At 58.2% G+C, this 16,605-nt stretch carries 14 protein-coding genes and 1 tRNA gene; 5 read left to right on the top strand and 10 right to left on the bottom strand.

The window, feature by feature from the left end; genetic code table 11:
- Positions 1–125 precede the first annotated feature (125 nt).
- The 3 genes from RSE16_14335 to RSE16_14325 form a co-directional block, all read right to left on the bottom strand.
- Positions 126–995, bottom strand: a complete 870-nt coding sequence (locus tag RSE16_14335) for a helix-turn-helix domain-containing protein (protein WRH75857.1) — start codon at positions 993–995, stop codon at positions 126–128.
- Positions 996–1,108: 113 nt separating this feature from the next.
- Positions 1,109–3,373: a phosphoenolpyruvate--protein phosphotransferase gene (ptsP, locus tag RSE16_14330; protein ID WRH75856.1), complete on the bottom strand. Its 2,265-nt coding sequence runs from the start codon at positions 3,371–3,373 to the stop codon at positions 1,109–1,111.
- Between the two features lie 76 nt (positions 3,374–3,449).
- Positions 3,450–3,617 carry a YdcH family protein gene (locus RSE16_14325; GenBank protein WRH75855.1) on the bottom strand — a complete coding sequence of 56 codons (168 nt, stop codon included), beginning with the start codon at positions 3,615–3,617 and terminating at the stop codon, positions 3,450–3,452.
- A gap of 199 nt (positions 3,618–3,816) precedes the next feature.
- Between RSE16_14325 and RSE16_14320 the strand changes: the two genes are divergently transcribed.
- The 3 genes from RSE16_14320 to RSE16_14310 all read left to right on the top strand — a co-directional run bounded on the left by RSE16_14320 (position 3,817) and on the right by RSE16_14310 (position 5,752).
- Positions 3,817–4,014, top strand: coding sequence for a DUF465 domain-containing protein (locus RSE16_14320; GenBank protein ID WRH75854.1), 198 nt, complete (start codon positions 3,817–3,819; stop codon positions 4,012–4,014).
- Positions 4,015–4,164: 150 nt separating this feature from the next.
- Positions 4,165–4,593, top strand: coding sequence for a DUF1465 family protein (locus tag RSE16_14315; protein ID WRH75853.1), 429 nt, complete (start codon positions 4,165–4,167; stop codon positions 4,591–4,593).
- Positions 4,594–4,690: 97 nt separating this feature from the next.
- Positions 4,691–5,752, top strand: a complete 1,062-nt coding sequence (locus RSE16_14310; GenBank protein ID WRH75852.1) for a fatty acid desaturase — start codon at positions 4,691–4,693, stop codon at positions 5,750–5,752.
- On the opposite strand, the gene RSE16_14305 is transcribed toward RSE16_14310, so the two are convergent.
- The 7 genes from RSE16_14305 to RSE16_14275 form a co-directional block, all read right to left on the bottom strand.
- Positions 5,749–7,074, bottom strand: coding sequence for a M20/M25/M40 family metallo-hydrolase (locus RSE16_14305; GenBank protein ID WRH77375.1), 1,326 nt, complete (start codon positions 7,072–7,074; stop codon positions 5,749–5,751). The two genes, RSE16_14310 and RSE16_14305, sit on opposite strands and share 4 nt — an antisense overlap.
- A 20-nt stretch (positions 7,075–7,094) precedes the next feature.
- The gene (locus tag RSE16_14300; protein ID WRH77374.1) at positions 7,095–8,519 is read right to left on the bottom strand and encodes an aldehyde dehydrogenase family protein; all 1,425 of its coding nucleotides are present in this window, start codon (positions 8,517–8,519) and stop codon (positions 7,095–7,097) included.
- Between the two features lie 161 nt (positions 8,520–8,680).
- Positions 8,681–10,090 (bottom strand): type I glutamate--ammonia ligase, encoded by a 1,410-nt coding sequence (gene glnA, locus RSE16_14295; GenBank protein WRH75851.1) that lies wholly within the window; start codon positions 10,088–10,090, stop codon positions 8,681–8,683.
- Between the two features lie 90 nt (positions 10,091–10,180).
- Entirely contained in the window at positions 10,181–10,519 is a 339-nt protein-coding gene (locus RSE16_14290) for a P-II family nitrogen regulator (GenBank protein WRH75850.1), read from the bottom strand.
- A gap of 209 nt (positions 10,520–10,728) precedes the next feature.
- A complete protein-coding gene (locus RSE16_14285; protein ID WRH75849.1) occupies positions 10,729–12,906 on the bottom strand; it encodes a PQQ-dependent dehydrogenase, methanol/ethanol family in 2,178 nt (725 codons plus the stop codon).
- A 70-nt stretch (positions 12,907–12,976) separates the two neighbouring features.
- Complete coding sequence (locus RSE16_14280) at positions 12,977–13,648, bottom strand: DJ-1/PfpI family protein (protein ID WRH75848.1); 672 nt, start codon at positions 13,646–13,648, stop codon at positions 12,977–12,979.
- Between the two features lie 23 nt (positions 13,649–13,671).
- The gene (locus RSE16_14275) at positions 13,672–14,862 is read right to left on the bottom strand and encodes an acetyl-CoA C-acyltransferase (GenBank protein WRH75847.1); all 1,191 of its coding nucleotides are present in this window, start codon (positions 14,860–14,862) and stop codon (positions 13,672–13,674) included.
- 154 nt (positions 14,863–15,016) lie between these two features.
- Here RSE16_14275 and RSE16_14270 point away from each other — a divergent pair, with 154 nt between their 5' ends.
- Both RSE16_14270 and RSE16_14265 read left to right on the top strand, forming a co-directional pair.
- A complete protein-coding gene (locus RSE16_14270; GenBank protein WRH75846.1) occupies positions 15,017–16,435 on the top strand; it encodes a coniferyl aldehyde dehydrogenase in 1,419 nt (472 codons plus the stop codon).
- An 82-nt stretch (positions 16,436–16,517) separates the two neighbouring features.
- Positions 16,518–16,602, top strand: a tRNA-Leu gene (locus RSE16_14265).
- The last annotated feature ends 3 nt before the right edge of the window (positions 16,603–16,605 follow it).

The raw sequence follows: 16,605 nt of genomic DNA, 5'->3' as shown, positions 1-16,605 counted from the left end.
AATGTAAATTTGGATTGGGCTGGCCCTAGGATCGTATAGCCCACGCGATATGGCGAATAAAGCCTTTCGCTCCCAATTGGAGCAAATCGCTGTAAAATCTTGTGGATTGGGTACCAGCGGATGCTTTACTGCGCCGGCGCACCACCTTCGCGTGCAACGGATCCGGCTGGGCTGGCGCTCGCCGCTGGCGCAGGGCGCGCAGCTAAGGCAGCGGCGCTTACGCCGACATCGGCAATCGACCGTTCGCCTGTGCCCAGTGGGGGAACCGGCTTCCCGTCAATCGTCACCTTCAGGACCTGCGGTCGACCGGTAACGATCATCGGATTATTAGCATCGCCGGGAACGGTGAAGCTGTCGCCTCGCTGCATTTCATTTTCATAGAGCTGCACATTGTCAGCATCGTAGATCTTCACCCATACGCTATCGGTTGCGGTGATTTTCACTGTGCCATTGGTCGCAGCAGGAGCGGCCGCAGGTGCCGCCGCGCCTTTGTTCGCGGTAATTGGCGCTTCTGCAACCGGCTTGGTCGGCTTAGGCTCTGCGTCGGGCGAAAGCGCGAAGCTGCGCCAAATGAAATAGGCGGCGAGCAAGACAGCGGCGAGAGCAGCTGCGCCCCATGCCAGCGTGAAGGATGGTACACGCGCGGGATCGGTGGGCTCATAAGCCGGCTGCCGGGCCGACATGGGCTGGAGCCCACCTTCGGCTAGCTCTTCGCGCAATTGGTCGGTCAGTTCGGCTGCATCCAACCCGACAGCGCGGGCGTAGGAACGGGAAAAGCCGAGAATATAGGTCGCGCCGGGCAATGTAGCGAATTCGCCCTCTTCGATCGCCTCCAGATGGCGCATCGGGACGCGGGTTTTGGCGGCAACATCGGCAAGTGAAAGCCCAGCCGCCTCACGCGCTGCACGCAGACGTTGGCTGGCTGTTTGGTTGTCGGTTGCGCTGTCTTCGTTAGCCTGCGCATCCATTTCTTCGTCTGCGCGTTCGTCAACCACAGCGCTCTCCATTGACCCGTTATAGTGCCTCTGCCGGGCGATGCAGGGACAATGGCGGCACCTTAATGAAAGTCAACGTCAAATCCTTGAAACGCGCCACGGTGTGAAGGATTTTACGAAATCTCAATGCCCTGTTCGTCGGCCCAGGATGAAAGCTCCTGTCGGATGCTGTGCGGCGGGGCGGAGAGAAGGGCATCCATCTTGGCAGCGGCTGCACCCTGATCGAGCGAACGGACCATTGCTTTCACGGCGCCAACAGCGGCGGGCGTGATCGACAGTTTTTCGATCCCGATCCCGATCAGTGCCAGCGCCTCCAACGTGCGTCCGCCCATTTCGCCGCATACCGAAAGGTCGACGCCGGCTTCGCGGCAGGCGGTCGCGACGCGGCGGATGAAGCGCAAGATTGCCGGGCTGAGCCAGTCATAGCGTTCGGCAAGCCTCGGGTCTGCGCGATCTGCCGCAAAAAGGAACTGCGTTAAATCATTGGTTCCGATCGAGAGGAAATCGAGCCGCGGCAGCAATATGTCGAGCGTTTCCGCCAAAGCCGGGACTTCAAGCATCGCGCCATAGCGAATGCGTGATGGCAATTGTTTCTTACGCCCTGCCAGATAACGCAGCTGGGCTTCGAATACCGCCTTTGCCGTATCAAACTCCCATGGTTCGGACACCATCGGGAACATGACGTTGAGTTGCCGTCCGGCCGATGCTTCAAGAAGTGCGCGCGCTTGGGCCTTCATCAAGCCTTCCTGATCGAGCGCGAGCCGGAGTGCGCGCCAACCCATTGCTGGATTCTCTTCTTCCTCGGACGCATGCTTCAGATAGGGCAATGCCTTGTCGCCGCCCACATCAATTGTACGGAAGATAACAGGCTTGCCGCCTGCCGCGTCCAGCACATCCCGATAAAAGCGTTGCTGGCGCTCACGTTGCGGCAGTGTCGCGGAAATGAGGAACTGGAATTCGGTGCGGAACAATCCGATCCCGTCGGCACCCGTCAGCGCCACTGCAGAAACATCGTCGCGCAGCCCGGCGTTGATCATCAGCGTGACCTGCTTGCCATCGCGGGTGACGGCGGGTTCATCGCGCAGTGCGGCATAGCGTGCCCGTTTTTTCTGCCGTTCGGTCAGCGATGCGGAAAAGGCATCCTTTGCGGCGTCTCCCGGCCGGACGATCACGCTTTTCTCGTCGACGTTCAGCAGCAGCATGTCGCCTTCGACAATTGACTGTCTGACGCCACCAACCCGGCCCAGCGCGGGTACGCCCATGGCGCGCGCCACGATCGTCACATGGGCCGTAAGCGAGCCTTCCTCAAGTATCACTCCGCGCAGGCGGCGTTTGTCATATTCGAGCAGTTCGGCCGGCCCCAGATTGCGGGCAACAAGGATTGAGTCCTGTTTGAGGCCCAGTTGCGCCGCGGTGCTCATCTGACCGGATACGATGCGCAGCAACCGGTTCGACAGATCTTCTAGATCATGCATTCGATCGGCAAGCAGCGGGTCGTCAATTTGCCGCATCCGCATGCGGGTGCGTTGCTGCACCCGCTCGATCGCAGCTTCGGCAGTGAGGCCGCTGTCGATGGCTTCATTGATCCGGCGTGACCAGCCTTCATCATAGGCGAACATCTTGTAGGTCGCGATAATCTCGTCATGCTCGCCGCCGCTGCCAAATTCGGCCTGACTTGCCATGCGGTCAATCTGTTCGCGCATCCGGTCAAATGCGGAATAGACTCGCGCGCGCTCCGCCTCAATATCCTCGGCAACGGTATGTGCGATCCGCACATGTGGCTGGTGGAAAATCGCCACGCCCGCCGCCATGCCTGTAACCAGCGGCAATCCGTTGAGGATCACGGTGCCGGTCTGCGCGCTGCCAGCAGTCTGATGTTCGTCGATCAGGCCGGCATTGGCGATCAGTTCTGCCAACACCATGGCAGTCGTCTGCAGTGCCTCGATTTCCACCTCGGCATAACGACGCGGTTCGGCATGCTGGACAGCAAGAACGCCGACGGCCTGTTCGGAGCGCACGATCGGAACGCCGGCGAAACTGTGAAACCGTTCCTCCCCCGTCTCTTGCATGTAGCGGAACGCAGGGTGCGCCGCTGCCTCATCAAGGTTCAGCGTTTCGACATTTTCCGCAATCGTACCAACCAGCCCTTCACCAAAGGCCAGTTTGGTGACATGGACGGCAGACTGGTTCAGCCCGCGTGTGGCAAAGAGCTCCAGCACCCCGTCGCGCAGCAGATAGATTGAGCAGACCTCACTGGTCAGCGCTTCGCCGATAATATTGACGACATGGTTCAGTTTGGCTTGGGCATGGTTGCCCGAAGCCATCACCTCATGCAGGCCGGTCAAAATGTTGCGAGCAGCTTGTGCAGCGGTTTCCATCACCACTGGTTAGCATGCAGCAACAAGACAGGCGATACCCTCTCGCACAGCTGCAAAAATATTATGGCACTAGTATTCAGGCTTCTGCCAATTCCTGCGCGATCGTGTCTTTCAGCGCCAGTTTCTGTTTTTTAAGCCGGTGGATGAGATCTTCGTCGGGATAGGGCCGGGTTTCTTCGATTTCTATCTGCGCTTCCAAGTCTGCATGCTTCGAGCGCAGGGCCGACAAATGATTATTGCTCACCGCTATCTCCTTCTGGCTTGGCGCCCGGAGAGTCGACCTTGTTCGACTCCAACGAGCCAAGGAGGAAAGTAAATCATGTTTCCCAGAGCCTGTCTTGCGAAAAAGGCACCATTTTGATCCATGCGATTTTCGTTCTGGCGACAGCGGGCGAGGCCGGATATCATAAGCGCACAAATTGGGTCGGTTCGATTGGGACATAATGAACGACGAGGGCATCAGGCAGCATATTGAAACGTTGAAAATCGAACATCGCGACCTCGACGATGCGATCATGGCGCTTCAGGCAAATCCGGTTGCTGATCAGTTGCAGATTGCCCGGCTGAAACGCCGCAAGCTGGCCTTGAAAGACCGGATCATTGCGTTGGAAGACCAGTTAATCCCTGATATCATCGCCTAAATCTTAATAGATTTCAGTATCTTATTTTGGCACTTGGTTAACGTTCCGTTATGGAACAATTCATGATTTTCGGTGGAAAAATGGTAAATCTTGCTGACAACGGTCACCTGTTTTTGGCATGGCCTCCTTATGCCCACGCCGCACTATCAAATGACGCCAAAGCTTATTGATGGCCTTTACACAGAAGCGATGCTTCTGGCCGACGAGGCGCGGTCATATTTTGATAGCGATCATGCACGCGCAATCACCCCTGCTGACGTGGCGGTCGCATTTTCATGTGAGTCCCTGAAAGTAACGACGCGGCTGATGCACGTCATTGCCTGGCTGCTGAATCAGAAGGCGATTAGTGCCGGCGAAATCCATCCGACGGATGTTCTGCGCGGGCTCGACGAGCTTGGCTATGCGCCGGCGACCGACGGCTGGATGGTTGACCGGATGCCGGAGGTTGCCCGCTCGCTGATCTTGGCCAGCGAAGACCTTTATTATCGCGTTCAACGGATCAGTTCGCATGTCGGCAGCGATGCCACAGAGCCGCCCGCGCCGCATCGGATGATCGAACAGCTACGCCAAGCTTTCTGACTAGATACCGAAATTCCGGCCTGTCAGATCAGTCAAATCGAAAACTTCGTCTTTCTTTGGCGTGACCTTGGCGCGTTGCGCGACTATATGGCATGATATGGAACAGCAGACGATAATAAGAGCGACAGCTTTTGAGGATGCCGATCTGATTCGAGAGGCAGCCGCTCTCACACGTGAATTCAGCAAAGCCAAGCCCGGCATCTATTGGCCGGATTTGCTTGCATCCGCTGTGCTTGGTTATGCCGGTTTGTACTTGGCGATCACCGGAATGTCCCTCGCGGTGCAGTTGATTGGGGCGACCGTTGCAATCGTGCTGCTGTACCGCAGCGCGAGCTTTATCCATGAAATCACCCATATGAAGCGCGACCATGTGCCCGGGTTCCGCTGGGCGTGGAACGTGCTGGTCGGCATCCCGATGATGATCCCGTCCTTTGTCTATGAAGATACGCACAATCAGCATCATTCAAAGATGCGCTATGGCACGGCGAGGGACCCTGAATATCTGCCATTGGCGCTGATGAAGCCTTATATGCTGGTGTTGTTCTTGGCGATCGCGCTTTTTGGTTCTGTCGGGTTTTTGCTGCGATTTGCAATCTTCTCCCCGCTTTCGGTCATTTCACCATGGATAAGGCGCGAAACGGTCGCCCGTTTTTCAACGCTGGCAATCAACCCAAGCTATCGCCGGCCTTTGCCGACGGGCCAGTTCCGGCGCGACTGGATCATAATGGAAACGGGTGCCAGCCTTTGGTCGATCGGGCTGATTGCGGGCGTTGCGATGGGTTGGATCGCGCTGAAGGCTTTCCTGATTTATCTCGGCGTCGTCTCGGCGGCGTTTGCCTTGAACCAGCTGCGCACCCTGGTTGCGCATCTCTGGGAAAATAACGGAGATGTGTTGAGCGTAACCGAGCAATATCTGGATAGCGTCAATGTGCCGCCGCCCGGCCCGATAGCGGAATTCTGGGCGCCCGTGGGCCTGCGTTATCATGCCCTGCACCATCTTGTGCCGAGCGTACCCTATCATTCCTTGCCGGAGGTGCACCGCCAACTCGCTGCGAAGTTTGGCGATGGCAGCAATTATGCGAAGGCGAATTATCCCAATTTACGCGGTTTGATCATTCGGCTTGTAGGCTCGTCGATCCGCGGCGGGAAAACGGCTTAATCCGCCTTTTCCCGCGCAAGCCGCGACATCAAAATGGCTGCACGCTTTGCCTGACGACGGATGCTGTCCAGATCGACGGTCTCCCCCGGCGCATGATCACCAAAGCTGTAGGTGCCAAGGCCGGCCAGCCCGTCAACATCGCCTGCGACAAAGCTGATATCACCCGCGCCGCGTTTCAACGGATCAAGTGCTGGCATTTCGGCAAGCCCCATATCGCGGTTGACTGAGTTCAGTCGGTCGAGCAACGCCCGGTTGCCGTCTGTGGGCGCCATGGCCGGATAGCCGCCCTGATCGAAACTGATCGTCGCTTTGGTCTTGGGCGCATTGTCCGCAACAATGGCGAGCATTTTGGCCTTCACCCGCGCAGTCTGTTCCTCTGACAAGGTACGGAAATCGCCACGAGCCAGCGCGATACCGGGAATGATGTTGGTCTTGCCCGCAGCCGTAGCGCGAATGCCACCTGCATCGACCCCAGCTTCTTGCCCGGCAGCGATCAGGCCGACGTTGAAGGTCAGATTGGTTTCGGGCAATTCGGTTCGGAAGCGGTGGAGGATACGCGAAAGTTCGAATGCTGCGCCATCGCCATAGGTCGGGCTGAATATTAGTGAGCTGTGGCCTGTCGCACCGCTCACTTCCAACTTCCAACTGTTCGACGAACGGCGGGCGATAGAGCCCATGTCACGACCCTGATCCTGAACCAGTCCTTCAAAATCGAGGGCAACATCGGCGCGCTTGCCTGCAGCAATTAATGGCGCGCGGGTGACCTCGATCGGATCGCCTGCATCTTCCTCGTCACCGGTCATATGGATTTCGATATTGGCGTCCTTGAGCGTGCCAGCCGCCTGCATCGCACGAAGCGCTGCGACGATTACCGTCATCCCGCCCTTGTCGTCGCCCGCGCCGGGCCCCTCTGCCAGATCGGATTTGCCATCTTTCTTGCGGACAAAGGTCTGGAACGGGCTGTCGGGTTCGAACACTGTATCGAGATGCGCGATCAGGAGAAGCCGCTTGGTGCCCTTTTTCCCGTTCTTTTTCGCGACCAGATGCCCCGAACGTTGCGCGGCGCTCATGTCGATCCATTCGACGGTGAAGCCCATGGGTTCGAGTTCTGCGCGCATCATATCGGCGATCTTGCGTACGCCGTCAAAATTCAATGTGCCCGAATTCTGGTTCACCATCCGTTCGAGCAGCGCGACCGAGCGTTCATATTCGCTATCAACGGTCGCAGCCATCTTGGCTTCCGCCTTGCTCAATTGAGCAAAGGCAGGGTTGGCAAAGGCGAGCGCCAGTCCCGCACCTGTAAGGGCGAGGGACTGGCGCATTTTCTTCGTCAAGCCAAGGCTCACGCAGGCAACCCGCTGATCGCCTTGATTTCCATGAAGTCCTTCAGGCCGAACAGGCCGGCTTCGCGGCCGTTGCCCGACTGCTTGTAGCCGCCAAAAGGCGCGCCGGGTGCCGGACCCCAATTGTTGATCGCGACCATGCCGGCACGCAATTTCGGCGCAACAGCCGCGGCCTTGGCCGGATCGCCGGAAATCACAGCAGACAGACCATATTCGGTGTCGTTGGCAACCGCGATTGCCTGATCAAGATCGTCATAGGCCATGATCGTTGCGACCGGGCCAAAGACTTCTTCTTTGGCGATGCGCATGTCGGGCGTGACGCCGGAGAAGACGGTCGGCTTGATATAATAGCCGCGATTCAGATCCGCCGGACGATCAGTGCCACCGGTTTCCAGCTTCGCACCTTCGTCGATAGCCGACTGGATCAGACCCTGGATCTTTTCATATTGCGCCTTGTTGACCACCGGGCCGATATGCGCGCCTTCCTGAAGCGGATCGCCGACCTTTGTGCCTTCAAACATTGCGGTAACGAACTGGGCAGCCTCTGCCTCGCGTTCCTTGGGAACAAGGATGCGGGTCGGTGCGATGCAGCTCTGGCCGCTGTTGATGAGGACGCCTTGTACGGTTGGCGGCAGCACTTCTTCGAATTTCGCATCGGGCAATACGACGTTGGGCGACTTGCCGCCCAACTCCTGATGCACGCGCTTCACGGTATCGGCCGCCGCTTTGGCGACAAGGATGCCTGCGCGGGTTGAACCGGTGAAGCTGACCATGTCGACCCCGGGGTGCGCCGAAATTGCAGCACCGACGGTCGGGCCATCGCCCTGCACCAAGTTGAACACGCCCGCCGGCACGCCGGCTGCATCCATCACTTCGGCAAAGATTGCGGCGTTGCCGGGGCATTCCTCGGAAGGCTTCAATATCATGGTGTTGCCTGCAGCGATGCAAGGTGCAACTTTCAGCGCGATCTGGTTCAGCGGCCAGTTCCAAGGCGTGATCAGGCCGACGACGCCGATCGGTTCATAAACCACGGTGTTGGGGCCATGCTGTTCGCTGAACGAGAAATTCTGGAGCGCAGGCAGCGTACCCAGGAAGCCGCCAAGGCCGGCAGGGGCCTGCGCCATCGTTGCAAAGCTGAGCGGCGCGCCCATTTCGGCGGCCATCGACTTGGCAAAATCGGGAATGCGCTTTTTATACTCTTCGATGATGCGGTTCATCAGCGCGACCCGTTCCTCACGGCTGGTCTGGCTGAATGTCTTGAACGCTTCACGTGCCGCGGTAACGGCGGAATCGACATCGGCTTGGGTGCCCAGCGTGATTTCGGTGCAGGGCTCCTCGGTTGAAGGGCTGATTACCAGATGACGCGCGCCACCGATGCTGTCGACCCATTTGCCGTTGATATAATGCTTCAGATAGCTGTCCATCATCTCTCTCCTCAGGATGCCGGCGAGTCGGATGCGACCCGCGCTTGGGTTTTGATTTGGGACTTTTTAAGCCGAGGTCAACCTGCGTTTCAATCATGCAGTTAAACAAAAAAAGCCCGGAGGTTTCCCTCCGGGCTTTCCCTTGGATTTTTTCGGGGCGATTAGCCCGAATAATACATGTCGAACTCGACCGGCGAAGGGGTGGTTTCCCAACGGGTCACTTCGTCCCATTTCAGATCGATATAGGCTTCGATCTGATCCTTGGTGAAGACATCGCCTTCAAGCAGGAAGGCATGATCCTTCTGCAGGCTTTCCAGCGCCTCACGCAGGCTGCCGCAAACGGTCGGAACCTTCTTCAGTTCCTTCGCCGGCAGGTCGTAAAGGTTCTTGTCCATCGCGTCGCCGGGGTGGATCTTGTTACGGATACCGTCGAGGCCGGCCATCAGCAGCGCCGAATAGCACAGATAGGGGTTGGCCAGCGCATCGGGGAAACGGAATTCCACGCGCTTTGCCTTGTCGCCAGTACCATAAGGGATGCGGCACGAAGCCGAACGGTTGCGGCTCGAATAAGCGAGCAACACCGGCGCTTCAAAGCCCGGGACCAGACGCTTGTAGCTGTTGGTGGTCGGGTTGGTGAAGGCATTCAATGCCTTTGCGTGCTTGATCACGCCGCCGATGAAGTAAAGGCACATGTCCGAAAGGCCGGCATAGCCATTACCAGCGAAGAGCGGCTTGCCCTTTTCCCAGATCGAGATGTGGGTATGCATGCCGCTACCATTGTCCGCCTTGATCGGCTTCGGCATGAAGGTTGCGGTCTTGCCATAGGCATGGGCAACCTGATGCACGACATATTTGTAGATCTGCATGCGGTCTGCAGTCTGCACCAGCGTGCCGAAGGTGAGGCCGAGTTCATGCTGCGCGGCAGCCACCTCATGGTGGTGCTTGTCGCAGGGCAGACCCATTTCGAGCATGGTCGAGACCATTTCGCCGCGGATGTCGACGGCGCTGTCGACGGGTGCGACGGGGAAATAGCCGCCCTTGGCGCGCGGACGGTGGGCAAGGTTGCCGCCGTCATAGCTGCGGCCGGTGTTGGTCGGCAGTTCGATATCATCGATGCGGAAGCCCGAGCCATCATAGCCATCATAGAAGGTCACGTCGTCGAACATGAAGAATTCGGCTTCGGGACCAACATAAACGGTGTCGCCGATACCGGTCGACTTCAGATAGGATTCAGCGCGCTTCGCGGTGCTGCGCGGGTCGCGTGCATAAAGCTCACCTGATGAAGGTTCGACGATGTCGCAGCAGATGATCATCATCGGCGTTGCGCTGAACGGATCCATCCAAACTGCGTCGAGATCGGGACGCAGGATCATGTCCGATTCATTGATCGCCTTCCAGCCCTCGATCGACGAGCCGTCAAACATCAGGCCGTCTTCGAGTTCATCTTCGCCAAGCACGCCGGCGCACATGGTGAGGTGCTGCCACTTGCCCTTGGGGTCGGTGAAACGCAGGTCCACCCACTCGATATCATTGTCCTTGATCTGTTTCAGAATATCTTTGGCGCTGGCCATGGTAACTTCCTTCTTTCCTCTAAACTGATTTTGATTGATTGCCGTAGTTCTGAGCTTGCCGAAGCGACGCGCGCAGCCTTAGGGCGAATGTTAAACTGCGTCGCTGTCTCGTTCGCCGGTGCGGATACGCAGGGCGGTTTCGACAGGGATCACGAAAATCTTGCCGTCGCCGATGCGGCCGGTCTGGGCAGCGGCGGCGATTGCCTCGACCACGCGGTCTGCAAGCGCGTCGTCAACAACCACTTCCAGCTTCACCTTGGGCAGGAAGTCGACGACATATTCTGCGCCGCGATAGAGCTCTGTATGACCCTTCTGGCGGCCAAAGCCCTTCGCTTCTGTGACTGTGATGCCGGAAACGCCTACTTCATGCAGTGCTTCCTTCACCTCGTCGAGCTTGAACGGTTTGATGATCGCTTCGATCTTCTTCATGGCTTTCCCCAAATTGGCGCGTGCAGGACGTGCTCCGCGCGCGCGGATGATGGGCTATCCCTCGCAAGGAGCGTGCCAATTGGTAAAGACGGGGTTTTCCGTGAGCCGTGGCGGTACAACCGAAGCTGCTGCTGCCTATTATTTAGGCAATTGGTGGAGAATCGGGCAGATCGTTGCCCCTCCCCGGTGAAGGAGAGGGGCAATTGCTGTTATTTACGGGCAGCGCGATACTTGTCGTCATTCGCCTTGGCAAAATGCGCGCGGCCAATCAGATAGGCCCGGATGGTTTCAATTTCCGCCGGCGTCATAACTGGCTTGAAACTGGCCATGCCATTTTGGGCAAGGATGCCGTCATAGACGATCGACTTGAAGGTCGCGGCATCTGCGATTGTTCCTGATTTGCGCAGGTCGGGCAAGACGCCGGAACCCACAGCGCCCGGAGCATGGCAAACCAGGCAGTAACGCTGGTAATTGGACTGGCCGGCAGCGATTGTGGCGGCATCGCCGATCATCGCGGGCGGGTTCCATACCCATTTTTCAGCGGGTGGTAGCGCGGGCAGCGCGCCCTTGCCGCCCAGTTTCAGAACGATCAGCCGCGGGATGTTGGGCACTTCCTGGCTTGCGCCGGCGACATAGCCGGACACCAGAGGAAAGGCGCCGCCCTTGCTGGTCATGAAGGCAACATATTGCTCGCCATCGACAAGGAATGTCGATGCTCCGGTCAGCACGCCCGATTGGACGTCGAGGCTGTAAAGCGACTTGCCGCTATCCGCTGCATAGGCATGGAAGCGGCCTACCGAGTCGCCCTGGAACACCAGATTGCCTGCGGTCGACATCGTGCCGCCGTTCCAGGGGGCTGGATAGTCCACCGACCATTTGGTCGTACCGCTTTTCGGATCGAAAGCGACAAGTTGACCGAAAGTAGCTGCCTGAATGGCTTTCACCATGTTGAGGTCATCGGGCACATCTGCGGCCGCCATCGCGGTACCGGTGTTGAAGCCCATAGACTTGCGTTCCTGCTCATTCGGTGCCGCCTGCGGGACAAATGCACCGCCCAACTGCATGGCGGGAATATAAACTAGGCCGGTTGCCGGGTTGAAGCTCATCGGATGCCAGTTATGCGCACCCAATGCCGACGGATTGGCAAGGAACATCTTGCCGTCTTTGTAGAAACGCGCCGCCGGGTTTTCGATCGGGCGGCCGGTCGCCATGTCGTAGCCGGTGGCCCAGTTCAAACCCTTGATGAAGGGATTGGCCGAGAGCAATTTGCCGTTGCTGCGATCAATCGTGAAGAAAAAGCCGTTCTTGGGAGCGTGGTACAGCACCTTCACATCCTTGCCGTCACGCTTTTCAGTGGCGAGCAGGATCGGCTGGGTTGCGGTATAATCCCAGGTTTCGGCGGGTGTTTCTTGATAATGCCACAGATATTCGCCGGTCTCGGGTTTCAGTGCGACGATTGACGAAAGGAAGAGATTGTCGCCCTCGCCATTCGAACGCAGCCCATGGTTCCAGGGATTGCCGTTGCCGACGCCAAGATAGAGCTGGTCGAGTTCAGCGTCATAGACGATCGCGTCCCAAACCGTGCCGCCGCCGCCGCTTTCACGCCAGTCGCCCTTTTTCGGTTTCTTGCTCCATGTATCATAGGCAAGTTCCTTCATCACCTTGTCGCTGGCCGCGCCGTCGGGTTCGCCCTTGGGGTTGGGAACGGTGTAGAAGCGCCATGCCTGCTTGCCGCTATCGGCATGATAGGCCGTCACATAGCCACGCTTGCCGAATTCGGCGCCGCCATTGCCGATGATAACAAGGTCTTTCACAACACGGGGGAAGCCGGTGATGATGCCGTTCGATTTGGGATCGAGCGTCTGCGCGCTCCACAATTCCTTGCCGGTCTTGGCATCAAGCGCGATCAGCCGGCCATCAATCGTGCCGACATAAACGCGGCCCTTCCAGAAGGCGACACCGCGGTTAACGACGTCGCAACAGGCCTTGACCCCGCGCGCCTTGTCAACGCCGGGATCGAATTGCCACAAGGGCTTGCCGGTCTTGGCCTCAAAGGCAAAAACTTTCGACCAGGGGCCGGTCACGTAAAGATTGCCGCCAACCTCAACAGGGGTCGATTCATGGCCGCGTGCGTCGGGCAGATCAGCATACCATGCGATGCCAAGCTCCCCCACATTCTTGTCGTTGATCTGGGTGAGGGGGCTATGGCGGGTTTCGGCATAATTGAATGCCGGCGAGGCCCAATCGTCGCCATCTCCGCCGGTCTTCAGAAATTCGCCGTCGATCTTCGCCAGATTGGGGTCCTGTGCCCCCGGATTATCCTGTGCAAGCTTACAGCCCGCGAGCGCCAGCGCCGCAATCGCGACGATTCCTACTTTCTTGAACATTTCCCCACTCCTTTGATGGCGGAGATTATTATTTCTTCAGGGCAAGTCCAGCAAGAATTTAAGCGATCGGTTAAACAATAAGGCTTTGCCGGATTGCGTCGCCCATTTCCTGAGCCGCCGGATCATAAAGCCGATCGCGAAGGCCACTCACCAAGGGTGCGGGGGCCGTTGCTGGTGTGCCGCCGGCAAAGGGCGGTGCCGGATCATATTCGAGTGCCAATTGAATCGTGCGCGCAACGTCTTCGCCTTGTGCCAACGCCATCAATTCCAGCGCGAAATCGATGCCTGATGTCACGCCGCCGGCAGTGACCAGATTGCCGTCGCGCACAACGCGCGCTGCTTCGTGCGTCGCGCCATAGAGAGGAAGGAGTTGTGTATAGGCCCAGTGCGTTGTTGCGCGCTTGCCTTGCAAAAGACCTGCAGCTCCGAGAATAAAGCTGCCAGTGCAGACGCTGGTGATCCATTGTGCAGCTTTTGCCTGCGTCCGGACGAAATCGACGATCTCCGCATCGGCAATCGCCTCGCGCACCCCAAAGCCGCCGGGCACGCAGATGATGTCCGCTTGCGGACAATCGGCGAAGCTTGACGACGGGACTATGGCAAAGCGGCAATCGGTCGAAACCGATGTGCCATCTTTGGAAACGACATGGGTCGTCGCACCCGGCAGGCGCGAAAGAAACTGCACCGGGCCCGCAAAATCGAGTTGGGTGACATTGTCGAACAGGACGAAGACGATGTTCATGTGCGGATCCCTATCGACCGCGTTCAGTCGATAATCTCTAAAGCGATCGCTGTCGCTTCGCCGCCACCGATGCAGAGCGATGCCACACCGCGCTTTTTGCCGTTTGTTTTCAGCGCGCCGATCAGTGTCGTGATGATCCGCGCACCCGACGCGCCGATCGGATGGCCGAGTGCGGTTGCGCCGCCATGGACGTTGATCTTGTCATGCGCGATGCCAAGATCACGCATCGAGAACATGGCGACACAGGCAAAGGCTTCGTTCACCTCGAACAGATCGACATCGTCGATGCTCCATCCCGCCTTGGCGAGGCATTTGGTGATCGCCCCAACCGGTGCAGTGGTGAAGGCTGCCGGTTCCTGCGCATGGGCCGCCGAGGCGACGATCCGCGCAACCGCTTTCTGCCCCTTGGCTTCTGCAGTCGATGCGCGCGTCAGGACCAATGCGGCCGCACCATCTGAAATCGAAGAACTGGTCGCTGCGGTGATCGTGCCATCCTTGGCAAAGGCGGGCTTCAGTGTCGGGATCTTGTCAGGACGGCCTTTACCGGGCTGCTCGTCGGTATCGACTACCGCCTCCCCTGCGCGGCTGACTACCGTGACCGGCACAATTTCATCCTTGAATGCGCCAGAGGCAATGGCCGCCTGTGCGCGGCGGAGCGATTCGATCGAATAGGCGTCCTGATCTTCTCGGGTCAGTTGATATTCGTTGGCGGTTTCCTGAGCAAAGGTGCCCATGGCGCGGCCGGGTTCATAGGCATCCTCCAGCCCGTCGAGGAACATATGATCATAGGCGGTATCATGCCCGATGCGCGCGCCGCTGCGATGTTTTTTGAGGATATAGGGCGCGTTGGTCATGCTCTCCATGCCACCTGCAACCACATAATCGACTGAACCCGCAGCGATCGCTTCTGCGCCCATGATAACCGTCTGCATGCCGCTGCCGCAGACCTTGTTGACCGTGGTGGCCTGCACTGACTTAGGAAGCCCCGCCTTGATAGCTGCCTGACGGGCAGGGGCCTGGCCGAGACCTGCGGGAAGCACGCAGCCCATATAGATGCGTTCGATATCGTCGCCCGAAATACCGGCACGCTCCACTGCAGCCTTTACCGCTGTCGCCCCAAGGTCAGTCGCGGCAACGTCGGCGAGCGCGCCTTGCATGCCGCCCATCGGGGTGCGTGCATAAGACAGGATGACGACGGGATCGGTGTTGGTCACGAGCTGGCTTCCTTGAAATGGGAGATATAGGAGTCGCCATAATCCCGCAGTGCGGCAAAGACAAATGCCACTTTCCGCCAGACCCATCGGTTATGGCAGCTTGCATCTGCGTGCCGAGTGCTTAACTGTCCGATTAATTGGAGGAGAATGTGTCATGGCGACGGATATGAAAGCGATATTGGACAATCAGCGCGCGGCATTTGAGGCGGCGCGCCCTGAGTCCATGTCGGTACGCAAGGATCGGCTGAAGCGACTGATTGTGATGATCAAGGACAATGGCGAGGAATTTGCCCGCGCCATGAGCCGGGATTTCGGCCACCGCAGCCACGAACAGAGCATGATGACTGACATCGTGCCGTCGATCAGTGCGGTTAAATATTGCCTCAAAAACATGGACAAATGGGCGCGCGCCGAAAAGCGCAAGCCATTGTTTCCACTCGGTCTTCTGGGCGCGAAAGCCGAATTGCGCTACGAACCCAAAGGCGTGATTGGTGTCGTTTCGCCATGGAATTTCCCCGTCGGTTTGACGATCGGACCGATGGCGCAGGCCTTTGCCGCCGGTAACCGCGTGATGGTGAAGCCCAGCGAGTTCACCGAGGATACCTCTGAACTGATGAAATCCGTTTTCGCGAAATATTTCGCTGAGGAAGAGCTTGCGGTGATCACGGGCGGGCCCGATGTGGGCCAGCAATTCTGTTCGCTGCCGTTTGACCATCTGCTGTTCACGGGTGCAACTGCGGTGGGCAAGCATGTGCTGCATGCGGCGGCCGATAACCTGGTGCCGGTGACCCTCGAACTGGGCGGCAAGTCACCCACGATTTTGGGACGTAGCGCCAATATCGAACGTGCGGGTGAGCGCATTGCGATGGGCAAGATGATGAATGCTGGGCAGATCTGCCTTGCACCTGATTATATGCTGGTACCCGAGGATATGGAGGATCGTGCGATCGGCGCAGTCGTCGGTGCGGTTGGCAAAATGTATCCGAAGCTTTTGAACAATGACGACTATACCTCGGTCGTCAATGCGCGCCACCATGGCCGCCTGCAGGGTCTGATCGACGATGCCAAAGCCAAGGGTGCCGAGGCTATCGAGGTCAATCCGGGCAATGAAGATTTCTCTTCGTCAAACGGGCACAAAATGCCGCTCACCATTTTGCGCAATGTCGATGATGACATGAAGGTGATGCAGGACGAGATTTTCGGTCCGGTTCTGCCGGTCAAGACCTATCGCGGGATTGATGAGGCGATTGACTATATCAACCGCAAGGATCGTCCGCTCGGGCTTTATTATTTCGGCGAGGATACGGCCGAGCGCGAGCGGGTGCTGACCCGCACCATTTCGGGCGGAGTCACCATCAATGACGTGATCTTCCACGTCTCGGTCGACGATCTGCCTTTTGGTGGCATTGGTCCTTCGGGCATGGGCAGCTATCATGGACCGGAAGGTTTCAAGACCTTCAGCCATGCACGCTCTGTCTATACCCAGCCGAAGATCGACGTTGCGGGTTTGGCGGGTCTCAAGCCGCCCTTTGGCAAGGCGACGCAGAAAACCCTGGCCCGCGAACTGGGATGAACCGGGACGTCGCCCTGGCTTTTGACAGGGCGGCGGTTATGCGTTGCATCCGCCGCAAGCCTTCGCTAATGGCACCGCTGCTGCCCCTGTGGTGGAATTGGTAGACGCGCTCGACTCAAAATCGAGTATCGAAAGATGTGCCCGTTCGAGTCGGGCCAGGGGCACCATTT

The sequence above is a fragment of the Sphingobium sp. genome, from assembly GCA_035196065.1.
Lineage (GTDB): Bacteria > Pseudomonadota > Alphaproteobacteria > Sphingomonadales > Sphingomonadaceae > Sphingorhabdus_B > Sphingorhabdus_B rara.
The sequence above is the reverse complement of the archived record's forward strand: the minus strand, read 5'-3'. Positions and strand labels throughout refer to the sequence as shown.